The organism is Syntrophaceae bacterium, assembly GCA_013177825.1.
GTDB lineage: Bacteria > Desulfobacterota > Syntrophia > Syntrophales > PHBD01 > PHBD01.
In genome coordinates this window covers 105,131-121,223 of record JABLXX010000005.1, presented here as the reverse complement: position 1 = coordinate 121,223, position 16,093 = coordinate 105,131, and the positions used below count along the sequence as shown (strand labels likewise).

The 16,093-nt window shown below is 56.2% G+C and carries 27 protein-coding genes; all 27 read left to right on the top strand.

Annotated features, from left to right (window positions below):
* The first annotated feature begins 73 nt into the window (after positions 1–73).
* The gene (gene rplP / locus HPY65_11570) at positions 74–496 is read left to right on the top strand and encodes a 50S ribosomal protein L16 (protein ID NPU85117.1); all 423 of its coding nucleotides are present in this window, start codon (positions 74–76) and stop codon (positions 494–496) included.
* Positions 486–680 carry a 50S ribosomal protein L29 gene (rpmC, locus tag HPY65_11565; GenBank protein NPU85116.1) on the top strand — a complete coding sequence of 65 codons (195 nt, stop codon included), beginning with the start codon at positions 486–488 and terminating at the stop codon, positions 678–680. The genes rplP and rpmC overlap by 11 nt, the downstream gene beginning before the upstream one ends.
* Position 681: 1 nt before the next feature.
* Complete coding sequence (rpsQ, locus tag HPY65_11560; GenBank protein NPU85115.1) at positions 682–939, top strand: 30S ribosomal protein S17; 258 nt, start codon at positions 682–684, stop codon at positions 937–939.
* A 44-nt stretch (positions 940–983) separates the two neighbouring features.
* Positions 984–1,352 carry a 50S ribosomal protein L14 gene (gene rplN, locus HPY65_11555; protein ID NPU85114.1) on the top strand — a complete coding sequence of 123 codons (369 nt, stop codon included), beginning with the start codon at positions 984–986 and terminating at the stop codon, positions 1,350–1,352.
* A gap of 43 nt (positions 1,353–1,395) precedes the next feature.
* Positions 1,396–1,707, top strand: a complete 312-nt coding sequence (locus HPY65_11550) for a 50S ribosomal protein L24 (protein ID NPU85113.1) — start codon at positions 1,396–1,398, stop codon at positions 1,705–1,707.
* 10 nt (positions 1,708–1,717) lie between these two features.
* Positions 1,718–2,257, top strand: a complete 540-nt coding sequence (gene rplE, locus HPY65_11545; GenBank protein ID NPU85112.1) for a 50S ribosomal protein L5 — start codon at positions 1,718–1,720, stop codon at positions 2,255–2,257.
* 34 nt (positions 2,258–2,291) lie between these two features.
* On the top strand, positions 2,292–2,477 hold the full coding sequence (locus tag HPY65_11540; GenBank protein NPU85111.1) for a type Z 30S ribosomal protein S14: 186 nt from the start codon (positions 2,292–2,294) through the stop codon (positions 2,475–2,477).
* A gap of 24 nt (positions 2,478–2,501) precedes the next feature.
* Positions 2,502–2,903: a 30S ribosomal protein S8 gene (gene rpsH / locus HPY65_11535; GenBank protein NPU85110.1), complete on the top strand. Its 402-nt coding sequence runs from the start codon at positions 2,502–2,504 to the stop codon at positions 2,901–2,903.
* A gap of 36 nt (positions 2,904–2,939) precedes the next feature.
* Positions 2,940–3,485, top strand: coding sequence for a 50S ribosomal protein L6 (gene rplF / locus HPY65_11530; protein ID NPU85109.1), 546 nt, complete (start codon positions 2,940–2,942; stop codon positions 3,483–3,485).
* Between the two features lie 35 nt (positions 3,486–3,520).
* A complete protein-coding gene (locus tag HPY65_11525; GenBank protein NPU85108.1) occupies positions 3,521–3,886 on the top strand; it encodes a 50S ribosomal protein L18 in 366 nt (121 codons plus the stop codon).
* 49 nt (positions 3,887–3,935) lie between these two features.
* A complete protein-coding gene (gene rpsE, locus HPY65_11520; GenBank protein NPU85107.1) occupies positions 3,936–4,403 on the top strand; it encodes a 30S ribosomal protein S5 in 468 nt (155 codons plus the stop codon).
* 19 nt (positions 4,404–4,422) lie between these two features.
* Complete coding sequence (gene rpmD / locus HPY65_11515; protein NPU85106.1) at positions 4,423–4,617, top strand: 50S ribosomal protein L30; 195 nt, start codon at positions 4,423–4,425, stop codon at positions 4,615–4,617.
* Positions 4,617–5,060, top strand: a complete 444-nt coding sequence (gene rplO, locus HPY65_11510) for a 50S ribosomal protein L15 (GenBank protein ID NPU85105.1) — start codon at positions 4,617–4,619, stop codon at positions 5,058–5,060. The genes rpmD and rplO overlap by 1 nt, the downstream gene beginning before the upstream one ends.
* Positions 5,061–5,062: 2 nt before the next feature.
* Positions 5,063–6,370 carry a preprotein translocase subunit SecY gene (gene secY, locus HPY65_11505; protein ID NPU85104.1) on the top strand — a complete coding sequence of 436 codons (1,308 nt, stop codon included), beginning with the start codon at positions 5,063–5,065 and terminating at the stop codon, positions 6,368–6,370.
* A gap of 24 nt (positions 6,371–6,394) precedes the next feature.
* Complete coding sequence (gene map / locus HPY65_11500) at positions 6,395–7,144, top strand: type I methionyl aminopeptidase (protein ID NPU85103.1); 750 nt, start codon at positions 6,395–6,397, stop codon at positions 7,142–7,144.
* A 45-nt stretch (positions 7,145–7,189) separates the two neighbouring features.
* Positions 7,190–7,408, top strand: a complete 219-nt coding sequence (infA, locus tag HPY65_11495; GenBank protein ID NPU85102.1) for a translation initiation factor IF-1 — start codon at positions 7,190–7,192, stop codon at positions 7,406–7,408.
* A gap of 64 nt (positions 7,409–7,472) precedes the next feature.
* The gene (gene rpmJ / locus HPY65_11490; GenBank protein ID NPU85101.1) at positions 7,473–7,586 is read left to right on the top strand and encodes a 50S ribosomal protein L36; all 114 of its coding nucleotides are present in this window, start codon (positions 7,473–7,475) and stop codon (positions 7,584–7,586) included.
* Between the two features lie 20 nt (positions 7,587–7,606).
* Positions 7,607–7,975 carry a 30S ribosomal protein S13 gene (gene rpsM / locus HPY65_11485; GenBank protein NPU85100.1) on the top strand — a complete coding sequence of 123 codons (369 nt, stop codon included), beginning with the start codon at positions 7,607–7,609 and terminating at the stop codon, positions 7,973–7,975.
* Between the two features lie 24 nt (positions 7,976–7,999).
* Positions 8,000–8,392: a 30S ribosomal protein S11 gene (gene rpsK, locus HPY65_11480; GenBank protein NPU85099.1), complete on the top strand. Its 393-nt coding sequence runs from the start codon at positions 8,000–8,002 to the stop codon at positions 8,390–8,392.
* 66 nt (positions 8,393–8,458) lie between these two features.
* Entirely contained in the window at positions 8,459–9,085 is a 627-nt protein-coding gene (rpsD, locus tag HPY65_11475) for a 30S ribosomal protein S4 (protein NPU85098.1), read from the top strand.
* Between the two features lie 45 nt (positions 9,086–9,130).
* Complete coding sequence (locus HPY65_11470) at positions 9,131–10,147, top strand: DNA-directed RNA polymerase subunit alpha (GenBank protein ID NPU85097.1); 1,017 nt, start codon at positions 9,131–9,133, stop codon at positions 10,145–10,147.
* A gap of 27 nt (positions 10,148–10,174) precedes the next feature.
* Positions 10,175–10,588: a 50S ribosomal protein L17 gene (rplQ, locus tag HPY65_11465; protein NPU85096.1), complete on the top strand. Its 414-nt coding sequence runs from the start codon at positions 10,175–10,177 to the stop codon at positions 10,586–10,588.
* A gap of 166 nt (positions 10,589–10,754) precedes the next feature.
* Positions 10,755–11,009: a translation elongation factor-like protein gene (locus HPY65_11460; GenBank protein NPU85095.1), complete on the top strand. Its 255-nt coding sequence runs from the start codon at positions 10,755–10,757 to the stop codon at positions 11,007–11,009.
* A gap of 102 nt (positions 11,010–11,111) precedes the next feature.
* Positions 11,112–12,407 carry a bifunctional folylpolyglutamate synthase/dihydrofolate synthase gene (locus HPY65_11455; protein ID NPU85094.1) on the top strand — a complete coding sequence of 432 codons (1,296 nt, stop codon included), beginning with the start codon at positions 11,112–11,114 and terminating at the stop codon, positions 12,405–12,407.
* Positions 12,408–12,659: 252 nt separating this feature from the next.
* The gene (lptD, locus tag HPY65_11450; GenBank protein ID NPU85093.1) at positions 12,660–15,068 is read left to right on the top strand and encodes an LPS assembly protein LptD; all 2,409 of its coding nucleotides are present in this window, start codon (positions 12,660–12,662) and stop codon (positions 15,066–15,068) included.
* A 143-nt stretch (positions 15,069–15,211) separates the two neighbouring features.
* Entirely contained in the window at positions 15,212–15,640 is a 429-nt protein-coding gene (gene rplM / locus HPY65_11445) for a 50S ribosomal protein L13 (protein NPU85092.1), read from the top strand.
* A 34-nt stretch (positions 15,641–15,674) separates the two neighbouring features.
* The gene (rpsI, locus tag HPY65_11440; GenBank protein ID NPU85091.1) at positions 15,675–16,064 is read left to right on the top strand and encodes a 30S ribosomal protein S9; all 390 of its coding nucleotides are present in this window, start codon (positions 15,675–15,677) and stop codon (positions 16,062–16,064) included.
* Positions 16,065–16,093: the final 29 nt, after the last annotated feature.

Below are 16,093 nucleotides of genomic sequence, written 5' to 3'. Positions count from 1 at the left end.
GCCCGTTGCTTCAGGGGAAGGCAGTGAAAACCTGAAGAGATAAAAGATCGGGCGGGACAGGGAGAATATAGCGATGTTAATGCCGAAACGCGTAAAATACAGGAAGCTTCAACGGGGCCGGATGTCGGGAAAGGCAACGCGCGGAAGCACCGTGGCCTTTGGAGAATTCGGTCTTCAGGCTACCGAATGCGGATGGATAACAGCCCGCCAGATTGAGTCTGCTCGTATCGCTATGACGCGGCACGTAAAAAGAGGCGGAAAGATCTGGATCCGGATATTCCCGCATAAGTCCATTACAAAGAAGCCTGCGGAAACCCGTATGGGAAAAGGGAAGGGAGCTCCCGAAGATTGGGTGGCGGTTGTCAAGCCCGGAACGGTGCTCTACGAAATGGAAGGCGTCGCCAGTGAAGTGGCTCGGGAAGCATTCCGGCTTGCAGCCCATAAGCTTCCCATAAGCACGCGGTTCCTGACAAGGGAGTTGTCCAGTGAAGAATAAAGAGATCAAGGAATTGTCGCCTGACGAGTTGAAGCAGAAGGAGAAGGACCTCCGGGAGGAACAATTCCGTCTTCGGATGCGTCATGCAGCCGGCCAGCTTGAGTCGCCTGCCTCGCTGGTACACGTCAGGAAGAATATCGCCCGGGTCAAGACGGTGTTGAGGGAGAAGGAGGCGATCGGATAGCATGGGGGAGCGGGATAACAAGAGGACCATTCAGGGGGTCGTCGTCAGCAACAAGATGGACAAGACGATCGTCGTCCGTTCCGAAAGGCTGGTCAAGCACCCTGTCTTTCAAAAGTACATTCGAAAGTATGCCCAGTACATGGCCCATGACGAAAAGAATGAATGCGGAATCGGAGACCGGGTACTGATCGTGGAATCCAGGCCATTAAGCCGGAGGAAGCGGTGGCGCATGCGGGAAGTTCTTGAGAAAGCCAAGTAACTGCGACCGGCAGGAAGCGGAATGAAGTCCAGCGGGGTGAAGTCATGATTCAGATGCAGACAATCCTCAATGTCGCCGATAATTCGGGAGCCAAAAAGGTTGCCTGTGTTAAGGTGCTTGGAGGCTCGAGGAGAAGATATGCCCGGGTGGGGGATGTCATCGTCGTCTCGGTAAAAGAAGCCCTTCCGAACTCCAAGGTGAAGAAGGGCGATGTGATGAAAGCGGTGGTGGTGAGGACCGTGAAGGAGGTCCGGCGACAGGACGGTTCCTATTTGAAATTTGATGATAATTCCGCCGTCCTGATTTCGAATCAGATGGAGCCCATCGGTACCCGCATTTTCGGACCTGTGGCGCGGGAACTCAGGGCCAAACAGTTCATGAAGATCATCTCACTGGCTCCGGAAGTTCTCTGAACCGGCTCCGCATGTAAATTCTGGGGATCGATCAATGCATGATATGTTGTTGAAGAAGGGCGACATGGTGAAGGTCATTGCCGGCAAGGAAAAAGGCAAGACCGGCAAAATCCTCAAGACGGTCGGTGAAAAAAGCCGGGTCGTTGTTGAGAAAGTAAATGTCGTCAAAAGACACAAGAGACCGGATGCGAAGGGCAAGGGCGGAATTCTAGAGAAGGAGAGTTCCATCCATGCCTCCAACGTGATGCTTCTCTGCAGCAAATGCAACACGGGTGTCCGAATCGGACACCAGGTCCTGGAGGATGGAAAGAAGGTCCGCATCTGCCGAAAATGCCGAGAAATATTGGATGCATAGGGTCATGGCGATGGCAAGACTGAAGGCATATTACGAAAAGGAAGTGATCCCGGCTCTGATGAAGGAGTTCGGGTACCGGAACAAGATGCAGGTTCCGCGGATTGAAAAGATCGTTATCAACATGGGACTGGGAGAAGCGATCCAGAACGTGAAGATCTTGGAAAGCGCAGCCGCGGAGATTGCCCTCATCACCGGTCAGAAGCCCATCATCACAAAAGCCAAGAAATCCATTGCCACCTTCAAATTGAGGCAGGGGATGTCCATTGGCTGCTGTGTAACCCTCCGAAGCGAGCGGATGTATGAATTCTACGACCGGCTTGTCAATGTAGCGCTTCCCAGGGTCCGTGACTTCCGCGGGATTTCACAGAAGTCCTTCGACGGGAGAGGGAACTTTGCGATGGGGCTGAAAGAGCAGATTATTTTCCCGGAAATCGATTACGACAAGATCGACAAGATCAAGGGGATGAATGTCGTGATCGTGACGAGCGCCAGGTCGGACGATGAAGCAAGATACCTGTTGAAGCTCATGGGGATGCCCTTCAGAAACTGAGAGAAACAAAAAGAGGAGTTCGGGAGGATCGGGCGTGGCGAAGAAGTCCCTGCTTGCCAAGGCAAAACGGAAGTTGAAATTCTCGGTTCGGCAGTATAACCGTTGTCCCATTTGCGGAAGGCCGCGGGCGTACTACCGCAAATTCGACATGTGCAGGATTTGTCTCCGGAATCTGTCCCTTAAAGGGGATGTACCGGGCGTGATCAAATCCAGTTGGTAACGAAATATTCGAGGAGTCTTCACGATGGGGATGACGGATCCGATTGCGGATATGCTAACCCGGATCAGAAATGCCAACCGGGTACATTTCAAGAGTGTTGATGTCCGGTTAAGCCGGATCAACCTGGATATTGCGAAGGTGTTGAAGCGGTCCGGATTCATCGGTGGATTCGATGTGAAGAAGGACAGCGACGGGATGGAGTTCCTTCGGGTTTATCTCCGGTATCCCGATCCCAGAAAAACGGTCATCACCGGAATTCAGCGGGTAAGCAAGCCAGGCAGAAGGGTTTACGTGGGTTGTGAAAAAATTCCGAAGGTTCTGAACGGCTATGGCATCGCCATTCTGTCCACGTCCAAGGGCGTTATGACAGACCGGGAGGCGAGGGAACAGAACGTGGGTGGCGAGGTCATCTGCAGCGTTTGGTAACGAAGCAGAAAGCTAAGGTGCAGGAGAACGGATTCCATGTCCAGGATTGGTAAGAAACCGATAGCGCTCCCCGACGGGGTCAAGGTTCATCAAGAGGGAGATGCCGTCCGGGTGGAGGGCCCGAAGGGGGTCCTTTCAGCGTCGATTCCCAAAGGGATTCAGATGGTCGTGGAGAGCAAGCAAGTCACGATCCAGCGAAACACAGACAACCGTTTCGATCGATCCTTTCACGGATTGACGAGAACCCTCGTTGCCAACATGGTGACGGGAGTCAGCACCGGATTTGCAAAGGGCCTGGAGATCGCGGGTGTCGGTTATCGGGCCGAGCTGGTTGAAAACAACCGGCTGAAACTCATTGTCGGCTACTCCAGCCCTGTGGAATACGCCATTCCGGAAGGGGTAAACGTAAAAATTGACAAGCAGGTGAACCTGCTTGTCACGGGTATTGACAAGCAGTTGGTAGGCCGCGTGGCCGCCGAGATCCGGTCGCTTCGAAAGCCAGAGCCCTACAAAGGGAAAGGGATCCGGTATACGGGAGAGGCCGTGCGAAGGAAAGTTGGGAAATCCATCGGCTCCAAGTAAAAAACGCCGAGGCGCCGCGACAGAGAGGTGAACCATTGTCGTCCAAGAGGATTCAGCGGGTCAGGGATAAGCGGAAGAAGAGAGTGCGGGGCAAGATCTTCGGCACGGGTGCCAGGCCACGGCTTTCGGTTTTCCGCAGTTCGAAGCACATTTATGTACAGGCCATCAATGATCAGGAAGGTAGAACGCTGGTTGAAGCATCCACGCTTCATACGGATCTTCGAGGCCGCGTGACGGACCTGAACAAGCAGGACGCAGCCAGGGAGGTCGGCAAGCTTGTGGCGAGCCGTCTGATGGATCTGGGGGTCCGGCAGGTCATATTCGATAGGGGAGCTTATCTCTTTCATGGCCGGGTGAAAGCCTTGGCCGATGCGGCACGAGATGCCGGTCTGGATTTCTAATATGAGCCGAGAGTTTGAAGGAAGGAAGGGATCCTTGGAAAAGAGAGGGATGGAGGAGTCGGAGCTCCTCGACCGCGTCATCACCATCAACCGCACGGCAAAAGTCGTCAAGGGCGGAAGAAGATTCCGCTTCAGTGCCATCGTCGTCGTCGGTGATGGAAAGGGTTCGGTGGGAGCCGGCCTGGGGAAGGCGCACGAAGTACCGGAAGCGATTCGCAAGGGAATGGAGCAGGCCAAGAAAAACATGGCTCCCGTTGCCGTTATCCAGGGGACCATTCCCTACGAGGTGATCGGGGAATATGGAGCCGGAAGAGTTCTCCTGAAGCCGGCCTCTCAAGGAACAGGATTGATTGCCGGTGGAGCCGTCCGAGCCGTCCTTGAATGCGCCGGTGTTCATAACATATTGACGAAATGCCTGGGGTCCCATAACCCGCACAATCTGGTGAAGGCCACACTGGAGGGCCTTTCCCAGTTGCGGCGGCCGGAGGATATTGCGGCCCTGCGAGGAAAATCCTGATAATCCGGGGGGTGCGGTCGTGGAGAAGAAACTGAAAATCACACAGGTGAAAAGCTATATCGGCCGGCCGGAGGCTCATCGAAAAGTTCTTAAAGGGATGGGGCTGGGAAAGATCAATCGGGCCGTTATCCTGGAAGATACGCCGGCGATTCGTGGAATGGTACAGAAGGTCATCCACCTGGTGGCGGTGGAAGAAATCGAGGTCCGAAGCTGATGAATCTGGGATCATTAAAGCCTGCCGAAGGCTCGCGAAAGAAAAAGAAACGCGTCGGCCGGGGGGAAGGGTCCGGCCATGGAGGAACGTCATGCCGCGGCCACAAGGGGCAGAATGCGCGCTCCGGGAGCAGCCGGAATCCGGGATTTGAAGGCGGGCAGATGCCTCTGTACCGCAGGCTTCCCAAAAGAGGATTCCGCAATCCGTTTCGCAAGGACATTGCCATTATCAATATCAGCCAGTTGAACCGATTCCCGGAAGGAACCGTCGTCGACGAGACGCTGCTGGTTCAGAGCGGGCTTGTCCGTCGCCTCGGGGACGGTGTCAAGGTCTTGGGCAAAGGGCTGCTTGACCGGCCTCTGTCTGTGAAGCTTGAGATGGTCAGCCGGGGGGCCCGGGAGAAAATTCAGGCTGCCGGCGGCTCTGTGGTCGAGGGGGCCTGAACTTGTTAGGCGGGTTTTCAAACATCCCGAAGATCCCGGAACTACAGAAAAGGATTCTGATCAGCCTTTTGCTGTTGTCGGTTTACCGGATCGGAGCCCATGTCCCGACCCCGGGGATCGATTCCGTGGCGCTGGCCGCGTTTTTTGAGCACGCCAAGGGATCCCTCCTGGGGCTCTTTGACATGTTTGCGGGAGGAGCACTGAGTAACTTTTCCGTTTTCTCGCTGGGCATCATGCCCTACATCAGTTCCTCCATCATATTGCAACTTTTGACGATCGCCATTCCTCATCTGGAGAGGCTCTCCAAGGAGGGGGAAGCGGGAAGAAGGAAAATCACCCAGTACACCCGTTACGGGACGGTCCTGCTGAGTATCATCCAGGGCTTCGGAATTGCGGTGGGACTCGAGAACATGGCCGGCCCCACCGGTGCCTCGATCGTTCTAGATCCGGGCTGGGGATTCCGACTCATGACCATGATCACTCTTACTGCAGGAACGGCATTCATCATGTGGCTGGGGGAGCAGATTACGGAGAGGGGTATCGGAAACGGGATTTCACTGATCATTTTTGCCGGAATTGTCTGCCGGGCTCCAGCGGCGATCTTCAACACGTTCCGACTGATGTCCAGCGGTGAAATGGGAATTTTCTTCATTATCCTCCTGATCATCCTGATGGTCGGTGTGGTCGGTGTGATCGTATTCGTGGAGAGTGCGCAGCGGCGAATCCCGATCCAGTATGCGAAGCGGGTTGTGGGAAGAAAAGTATACGGAGGCCAGACAACGCACCTGCCTCTCAAGGTCAACACGGCAGGCGTCATTCCGCCGATTTTTGCGTCCTCCATCATCATGTTCCCGGCGACGCTGGCAAACTTCATTGCCCACCCGTGGATGAAGGTCGTTTCCGACGCCTTGGTTCCGGGAAGAATGGCTTATGAACTCCTGTACATCGGATTTATCGTTTTCTTCTGCTATTTCTATACGGCGGTGGTTTTTAATCCAGTCGATGTCGCTGATAATATTAAGAAGTATGGCGGTTACATTCCCGGAATCAGGCCGGGGAAAAAGACTGCCGAGTATATCGACGCCGTGCTGTCGAGGTTGACCTTCGGGGGCGCGATTTACGTGTCCGCGGTATGCGTACTGCCGAGTATTCTGATCAGCAATTTCAACGTTCCTTTTTATTTCGGAGGCACGGCGCTGCTGATCGTCGTGGGAGTTGCCCTGGATACGGCCGGCCAGATTGAAACGCATCTTTTGACGAGGCAGTACGAAGGATTCCTCAAAAAAGGCCGCCTGGCCAAGCGGCGTTGAGACCGGAAAGCCCAGACGGCTGTTATGGTTATCTTGAAATCGCCGGCAGAGATAGAAACGATTCGCACCGCCAATCAAATTGTGGCGGAAATCCTCGGCGAACTGGAAGAGATGGTGGAACCGGGGATTACGACCCGGGATCTGGACCGGCACTCGGAAATGCTGGCCAGGAAAAAAGGTGCGAAGCCCGCTTTCAAGGGATACAGGGGTTACCCTTTTTCGCTGTGCGCCTCCGTGAATGCAGAAGTCGTCCACGGGATGCCGTCTGACCGGGTTCTCAAGGACGGGGATATCGTCGGGCTGGACTTTGGAGCCCTGTACCAGGGATACTATGGGGATGCCGCCATCACGGTTCCTGTGGGTGAAGTTTCCGAAGAAGCAAAAAGGCTGATCCGCGTTACCGAAGAATGCCTCTACAAAGGGATTGAACAGGCGAGGGGCGGTCAGCGACTGGGTGATATTTCCTCGGCCATCCAGAGACATGTTGAGAATGCGGGGTTTTCCGTCGTAAGGGATTTCGTCGGTCATGGAATCGGCAAGACGCTTCACGAGGAACCCCAGATTCCGAACTACGGAATAGAGAAGCGCGGAATCGAGTTGAAGGCGGGAATGGTGCTTGCCATTGAACCCATGGTCAACCAGGGGGGATGGCGGGTTCGGGTGATGGAAGACGGATGGACGGTTGTGACGGCCGATGGAAGGCTGTCCGCTCACTTCGAGCACTCCATCGCCATCACAAAAAACGGTCCCGTAATCCTGAGCCGCCTTCATTGAGAACAGAATCTTCAGCAGAGGATTTGAGGGAGCCGATACGAAGCCATGGCAAAGGAAGAACCCATTGAGGTAGAAGGCAGGGTCGTTGAACCGCTGCCGAATGCCATGTTTCGGGTGGAGCTGGAAAACGGCCACCGCGTCCTGGCTCACATTTCAGGAAAAATGCGGATGCATTTTATCAAGATTCTGCCTGGGGACCGGGTTACTGTGGAGCTGTCTCCGTATGACCTGACCCGGGGCAGGATCATATATCGGGCAAAATGAGAGGCCAACGGATCTCCCCGGATCGATCAGAGGTCGGGGAACCTGAAAGCAGGGAGGGAGTGTCGTGAAAGTACGGTCTTCCGTGAAGAAAATCTGTGATAAATGCAAGATCGTCAAGAGGCGTGGCGTGCTCAGGGTCATCTGTGAGAATCCGAAGCATAAGCAGCGTCAGGGATAATTCGTACCAGGAGGTTTTCAGTGGCGCGCATTGCCGGAGTGGATTTGCCGAAAAACAAGCGGATGGAGATCGCCCTGACCTACATCTACGGCATCGGTCGGACGAAGTCCCTGCAGATCCTCAAGGAAGCGGGGATTGCTCCAGAGACCAAGACGGATGTCCTTGCAGATGCGGAGATTACCGCCATCCGGAATATCATCGACCGGGATCACAAGGTGGAGGGGGATCTTCGGCGGGATATATCCATGGCCATCAAGCGGCTGATGGATCTGGGTTCCTACCGCGGTCTGAGGCACAGGAAAGGACTGCCCGTACGGGGGCAGCGTACCCGAACCAACGCACGGAGCCGGAAGGGTCCCAGGCGGGGTGTCGGAGCCAAGAAGAAGTAGAGACGAAGCGCTCACGGAGGAATCATGGCTAGGCCAGCGCGAAAGACGGGCAAGAAAAAGGAAAAAAAGAACATCGCGGAAGGGGTTGCCCATATCCAGTCGACGTTCAACAACACGATCATCACCATTACGGACCTCAGCGGGAACGTGATCGCGTGGTCCTCTGCGGGAGTACAGGGTTTCAAGGGCTCCCGGAAGAGCACTCCCTTCGCGGCGCAAATGGCTGCGGAGGATGCGGTCAAAAAGGCCAAGGAACACGGGATGAGAACCGTTCAGGTGTATGTGCGTGGGCCCGGTGCGGGGCGGGAGTCGGCCCTGAGGGCGCTCCAGGTTGCCGGCCTGAACATCAGCCTGATCAGAGACGTTACCCCGATTCCACATAACGGATGCCGTCCGCCAAAGAGGCGGCGCGTGTAAGACCTGGGCAAATTTCGTCCGGGCAGATTTTCAACAACATTTGCAGATGACCTGAGGGAGGAACCGTTGGCGAGATATACGGAATCCGCATGCAGGCGGTGCCGGAGAGAAGGGCTGAAGCTTTTCCTCAAGGGAGACCGTTGTTACAGTGAAAAGTGCGCATATGAGCGGCGCGGTTATGCGCCGGGTGAGCACGGACAGATTCGGAAGAAATTCTCCGATTACGGCGTCCAGTTGAGAGAGAAGCAGAAGCTCAAGAGGATGTATGGAATCCTGGAGAAGCAGTTCCGCGGCTATTTTGAGGTGGCAGACCGGCAGAAAGGAATCACCGGGACAAACCTCCTGGTGCTTCTGGAGCGTAGACTGGACAATATGGTTTTCCGGATGGGATTCGCCAGTTCCCGAACGGAAGCCCGCCAGCTGGTCAGACATAACCATTTCCTGGTGAACTCGAAACCAGTCAACATTCCTTCATATCTTGTAAAGACCGGCGACGCGATCGAAATTCGAGAGGGAAGCCGGAAAGTGGAAAGAATTATCGAGGCCATGGAGACGGTGGCCAGGCGGGGAGTTCCCTCCTGGCTCGAACTGGATAAAGAGAACTTCCGGGGAGGCGTCAGGGCTCTTCCCAGCCGAGAAGAACTCACCATGCCCGTGCAGGAGCAGCTGGTCGTCGAGTTGTATTCGAAATAACGGCCGACGGCTTGGCTTGAAAGTGGCGGAAAGGAAATCACGTCTATGCAAAGCAATTGGCGCAGTCTGATACGGCCCAAACGTATCGAGTGCGATGAGGGCACGCATACCCGTTCCTATGGAGAGTTCACCTGCCAGCCCCTGGAGAGAGGATTCGGCATCACGCTGGGCAACGCCCTGCGAAGGGTGTTGCTGTCGTCCATCCAGGGAGCGGCGGTTGTTTCCGTAAAGTTCGACGGTGTCCTTCATGAGTTTGACACGATCCCGGGTGTGAAAGAGGATGTGACGGATATCATCCTCAATATCAAGGGTGTCCGGTTCAAGATGCACGGCGAGGGCCCCCGGACGGTTACCATTGATCGCTCCAAGAGTGGAACCATCACGGCAGCGGATATCGTCACAGACGGAACGGTGGAGGTGCTGAATCCGGAGCATTATATTGCCACCCTGTCGGGAGAAGCACCGCTCAAGGCCTCCATGGTCGTGAAGATGGGGAAGGGGTATGTCCCGGCAAAGCGGGAGCGGGATGTAGATCAGCCGGAAGGGACGATCAACATCGACGCGATCTTCTCGCCGATGAAGAAGATCAATTATACCGTAACCTATGCCCGTGTGGGCCAGGTAGCGGACTACGACAAGCTGATCCTTGAAGTATGGACCGATGGGAGCGTTCTTCCCGAGGATGCCGTGGCGTATGCCGCCAAGATCCTCAAGGATCAGTTGGACACCTTCATCAATTTTGACGAGGTGGAGGAAGAGGATGCGCCCGCACTGGAACCGGAGAGGGACGTCAATGAAATGCTGCTGCGCAGCGTTGATGACATGGAGCTATCCGTGCGTTCGGCCAACTGCCTGAAGAACGCGGGCATCAAGCTCATCGGTGAACTTGTTCAGAAAACCGAGGCAGAGATGCTCAAAACAAAGAATTTTGGACGGAAGTCACTCAACGAGATCAAGACGATTCTGGACGAAATGGGCCTTAATTTCGGGATGAAGCTTGAATTCCCACCCTGGAACCGGGCCGCCGATGCGGATGAGCTCGGCGGTGGCCGTGACAGTTAAACATCCGTCGAGGAAAGGACCGGACTCATGCGTCACCGGAAACTGACAACGAAACTCGGAAGAACAGCCAGCCACCGGAAAGCCATGTTCCGCAACATGGTTACCTCCTTCTTGAAGTACGAGAAGATAGAGACAACGGACATCAAGGCCAAGGAACTTCGGCGTGTTGCCGAGAAGATGATCACCTTGGGAAAGCGGGGCGATCTCCATGCCCGGCGGCAGGCTCTGGCCTATGTGCGGGACCGCGATGTCGTGGAGAAGCTGTTCGAGCAGATCTCGTCGCGCTTCAAGGAGCGCAAGGGTGGATACACTAGAATCGTCAAGACCGGTTACCGGACCGGAGACAATGCCCCCATGGCGCTCATCGAACTCGTCGGAGGGGAGAAGGAAAAGGCCCAGAAGGCCAAGAAGCCCCAGAAGACCAAGCAGAAAACCGCCTGACGGAACGCAGCCGGACAGCCCCGGCCGGTTATCTGAGAAATATCGAGAGGCAGGCCGATCACGCCTGCCTCTCTTTTTGCTTGTCTTTTTCCCGCTTTGGGGATAGTTAACCAAGGCAAGAAAGCTGGGTTGATCCCGAAAAGGATAACCGACGAAAGGAGGTACCATGGCGGATATCAAGATTGGAGAAGTTGTGAAATTTTTTGCGAAGCCAAGCGTCGCCGCCGTCAAGATCACGGACGGGGAACTCAAGGTCGGGGAATCCATAAAGTTTTTCGGCCACACAACGGATTTGACGATGGCGATCGATTCCATGGAGGTGAACAACCAGAAGGTGGAAAAAGCCGTAGCGGGCGACTACATCGGCATCAAGGTGCCCGATCGGGTGCGGCCCGGCGACGAGGTTTTCAAGGTCGAGTAGCCGGTCAGATCTTCATCAGGTTCCGAAAGGCCATGGACGGGCGTGTTTTATCCGCCGGGTTCGTGGCTTTTTTCTTATCGTTCCAGTTACACCTCTGAAATCATGTCCTATCAGGAAGCTCTCCAGTATCTCTCGCATCTCGGTGGAATGGGCATCCGGCTCGGCCTGGATCGTCTGGGCCGCGTTCTGGAGCGCATGGGCCGCCCCCAGGACGTCTGCCCGGCGGTGCTTGTTGCCGGTACAAACGGCAAGGGGTCCGTTGCAGCTGTTATAACATCCGTTTTGACGGCCGCCGGGCTTCGTGTCGGTCTCTATACGTCACCTCACCTGATGAACCTTCGGGAACGGATCCAGATTGCCGGCCGCTGGATCGAAGAGGAGGATTTCTCCCGTCATGTCTTCAAAATCCGTGGGGCTCTTGGAGATGAAATCCTCACCTATTTTGAATTCATCACGGCGGTGGCGTTTCTCGAATTCCGCCGGGCCGGCGTTGATGTCGCCGTTCTGGAAGTGGGCATGGGCGGCAGGCTCGACGCCACCAATCTGGTTCCAAATCCGGTGGTATCCGTAATCACAACGATCGGGTTGGAGCATACGGCCTATCTGGGCAGGACTCTGAGAGAAATCGCGGGGGAAAAAGCGGGAATCATCCGGGAAGGAGGGATTTGCGTCACGGGCGTGCGTCAGCTTTCGGCCCTGCAAGTGCTGGAGGAGGAGGGCCGGCGGAGGCAGGCGACGGTATTCAGGCTCGGTAGGGAATTCAAGGTCCGATCGACCGATGGGGAAAGCTTCTCTTACTGTGGACGAATCTGGAGGGAGCGCTCCCTGTCCTGTCCGCTCCGGGGGCGGCATCAGATCGATAATGCCGCCGTGGCCCTTGCAGCGCTGGAAGTCATGGCCGAACAAGGATTCCAGGTGGATGGGGCGGCTGTCCGATCCGGTTTGGCATCGACGCAATGGGAAGGGAGGATGGAGACGATTCCGGGAACTCCGCCGGTCATCCTGGATGGAGCCCACAATCCCGCGGCGATGTCCGTTCTCTGTCGGGCCTTGAGACGGGAGTCGGCGTCCGGGCCTGTTGTGTTTCTTTTCGGCGTGCTGGAGGACAAGGACGTTGCGTCCATGCTGAAGAAAATGCGCGGCGTGGCCTCACATGTGATTCTCACGGAAACCCAGTCGGAACGGGGGCTCCCCCTGGGCGAGCTTCGGAAACTCGCTTCCCGCGTGTTGCCGGTTCCCGTCGATGTCTGCCCGGATCAGCGGGATGGCCTCAGGAAGGCCCGGGAGATCGCGGGGAAACAGGGGCTGGTCTGTGTGACCGGGTCCCTCTATCTGGTCGGCGCCGTGAAAAAGCTGTTCCCTCCTGATGCAGAATATGCTAGGGAAAGTCCTCCGTAAATTCAGGAATGTACAAAGATATCCGCTTACAACCAGGATCGGGACCCCATGGGTGCAGGCAAAGCCAGACGCATCATTCCGCTTTTCTTCTTTCTTTTCCTTGTTTTTCATCTCCTGTGTCCCCTCAAGGCCATTGCATCCGCGGCGGCTGCGACTGCAGTTCCGGGGTTTCCCCCGCCGGAATCCGTGCAGGCCGGTCCTGCGGCGGAAGCGAAGCAAAGCATAGAAGACGGGCAGCCTCCGGAGCCGCAAATGAAGGACACGGGAAGGGAATCCTCAACGACGGCAGTCCATGACACCTTTACCGGAACGGTAACGGATCCCTTCGGAAAGCCCCTTGCAGACTCTCTGGTGGAGTTGGTTCAAAGGCCCGGGATCCGGGTCCGGACCGACCGTGAAGGCCGGTTCTCCATTTCCATTCCCCCAGGAGAGCCGTTTCTGCTCAAAATCACCAGGGCGGGATCACTGCCCCTCTTCGTCTCCCGGCCGGATCCCGGCTCTCCCGTCCAGGACACCAGGCAGCGGTATGTCCTGTATCCGGACGGAGAGAACGTTGCCCCGACCGTCGGGAAAGGCGGTCCCGTCGAGATCGAGGCGGACCGCTTCGGCTACGAGGAAGATCACGAGACGTATCTGGCTTCGGGCAACGTTTATATAACGTATGACAGCACGATCCTCGTGGCGGAGACTGTCCGCATCGACCGGACCACCGACGAGGCCGCGGCGGAAGGGCACGTGCTGGTCCTCGGCGACGGAGACATCCTGGAGGGAGACAGGGGGTTCCTCAAGCTCCAGGCCAAAACGGGCGTCATTTATGACGGCCGCCTGTTCCTGGCGAAAAATCATATGTATGTCCGGGGGGACCGGATCGAGAAGCGGGCCGAAGCCACTTACTGGATCGAGAATGCATCGGCCACGCCCTGTGACGGCGACACGCCGGACTGGCGGTTTACCGGCCGGGAACTCGACGTTACCCTCGACGGGTACGGCAAGCTCTATCACGGGCGTTTCGAGGTCCGAAAACAGCCCGTAATCTATACCCCCTTCCTGATGTTTCCGGTAAAAACGACGCGTCAGAGCGGATTCCTTCTGCCTTACATGTCCTACTCGAGAGATAAGCTGGGCGTGGACGTTCAGGTTCCCTTCTACTGGGCCGCAGCGAAAAACATCGATGCCACTCTTTACACGCGCGTCATGACCCAGCGGGGTACCCAGGAAGGCCTGGAAGTGCGCTACGTCACGGCGGGCGGATCCTTCGGTACGATCTACGGGGATTTCCTCGACGACCGCAAGCGTGTCTACGAGGATGTAAGTTACAAGCTCCGTGACTGGCAGCCGGGTCAGAGCAGATGGGCATTATGGTGGAATCACGAGACCCGGTTCGAGAACCAGAGCTACATCCGGGCCGATATCGCCAAGGTGTCCGATTCCTGGTACTTCCGGGATTTCTCGTCCCATAACTATTTCCTCAGCTCCTACTCCAGCGATCAGTCGGACCGGTTCCGCAGGGTTTCCTTCCTGGCCAACGAATCCCTGCCCCAACTCGATTCCACTGTCCGCTATGTAAAGGACTGGGCCAATGCCAACCTGACCGCCGCCATCCGCTATACCGACGATTTTACGAAGTCGACCAATGCCACGACACTACAGAGGTACCCGGAAATATCCTTCACCACCTCGAAGCAGCAGATCCTGAAGACGCCGCTGTATTACGAACTCGGCAGTGTCTATGACTACTTCTATCGGAACACCGGGCAGAAAGGGCACCTGCTGGACATAAGACCGACCATCTCCATGCCGATGACCCTCTTCCGACGGATCCAGTTCACGCCCAGCATGAGCTGGGAGGGAACATTCTGGAGCCGGGACGACGACGTCAGCCTCACCACGGACACCCGCCAGGGGGAGCGCCAGCTCTTTCAGGCGGGAGCCACCTTCTCGTCGGAAGTTCAGAAAATATTCGACATCAACCTGTTTGGCGTGGACAAGGTCCGCCACGCCATCAAGCCGGAAGTAACCTATACGTACATCCCGAACGTATCGCAGACGGACATTCCCGATTTTGCCGCTTCCGTCAGCGAGAAGAACACGGTTACATACGCCTTGACGAACACCCTTACGGCTCGCCGCAAAGACAGAAAGACGGGCAAGACAACCTACCAGGAGTGGGTCCGCCTGAAGCTGGCCCAGACATTCGACATCATCGAGGCGAAGCGGACGGTTGAGTTGGGGACAACGGGAAACCGGCCCTTCAGCGTGATGGATATGGAACTCGACCTGACGCCGATTTCCTATCTGAACTTTGCGGCCAGAAACAAACTGGATGTCAGCACAGGGGGATGGAAGCAGACCAATTACGATCTGACCCTGTCCGATGTCCGGGGAGATTCGATCACGGCAGGGTATCGGTACACGAAGGATACGCTGGAAGAGTTGAACCTGACCCTGAAAGCCGTCATCACGCCTTCCCTGGACGTGATGTATGTCCATCGACGGAACCGTCTGGACAACAAGGATGTGGAGAGAACATACAGCGTCCAGTACCGGCGGCAGTGCTGGGAAATCAAGGTCAGCTTCTCCGACAACGTGTCCTACCTGGCCAATGGAGTGGAGGAGCCGGACCGGGTCTATGCGGTCAAGCTCTCCCTGTATGGTCTCTAGGCCGTATCGGCGCCGAAAGGACAGACATCTTCGGCCGGTTCCTCCGTGGTCCCGGAAGCGTTGCAGGAAAGGTTTTTCCTTGACAAACCCACCTGGATTGCGTAGGTTCCACCTTTCAATTTTATATGGCTGGTGAGCATCCGATGAAAACATACAGTGCCAGGAAAGAAGACGTACAGCGGGACTGGTACGTTGTGGACGCCGAAGGAAAGACGCTGGGCCGGCTGGCCAGCGAGATCGCCTCAAGGCTGCGGGGCAAGCACAAACCGATCTATACGCCTCATGTGGATACGGGGGATTTCATCATCGTCGTGAATGCGGAGAAAGTGGTCCTCACGGGCCGGAAGCTCACCGACAAGATGTACTACTCCCACTCCGGCTATCCGGGAGGATTGAAGTCCATCACGGCAGGTAAACTGCTGCAGACCCGGCCGGAGGACGTGCTCCGCATTGCCGTTCAGGGCATGCTTCCGAAGAATACCCTGGGAAGGCAGATGCTGAGAAAGCTCAAGATCTACAAGGGCGGCACTCATGGGCATGAGGCCCAGAGCCCCAGGACACTCGAGCTGTAGGGAATCGCAGGGAAGACTCGATCTGGAGAAGAACATGGAAAAGCGCTTTTACGCAACAGGCAAGCGGAAAACGGCCATCGCCAGGGTTTACATGAAGGAAGGCAGCGGCCAGATGATCATCAACAAGCGGAACTTTGACGATTACTTCACCCGGGACAGCCTGAAAATGCTCATCCAGCAGCCGCTGGAGATCACGGGAAAGAAGGACCGCTTCGATTTCTACATCAACGTGAACGGCGGCGGAAGCGCCGGCCAGGCGGGAGCCGTCAAGCACGGAATCGCGAAAGCGCTCATCGATTACGACGTCGAGCTGCGTTCCACCCTGAAACGGGCTGGTTTCCTGACCCGGGACTCCCGCATCAAGGAACGGAAGAAGTATGGTCAGCCGGGGGCCAGGAAGCGATTCCAGTTCTCCAAACGGTAACGGAGAGGGAGGCTTTCGGGCCTCCCTTT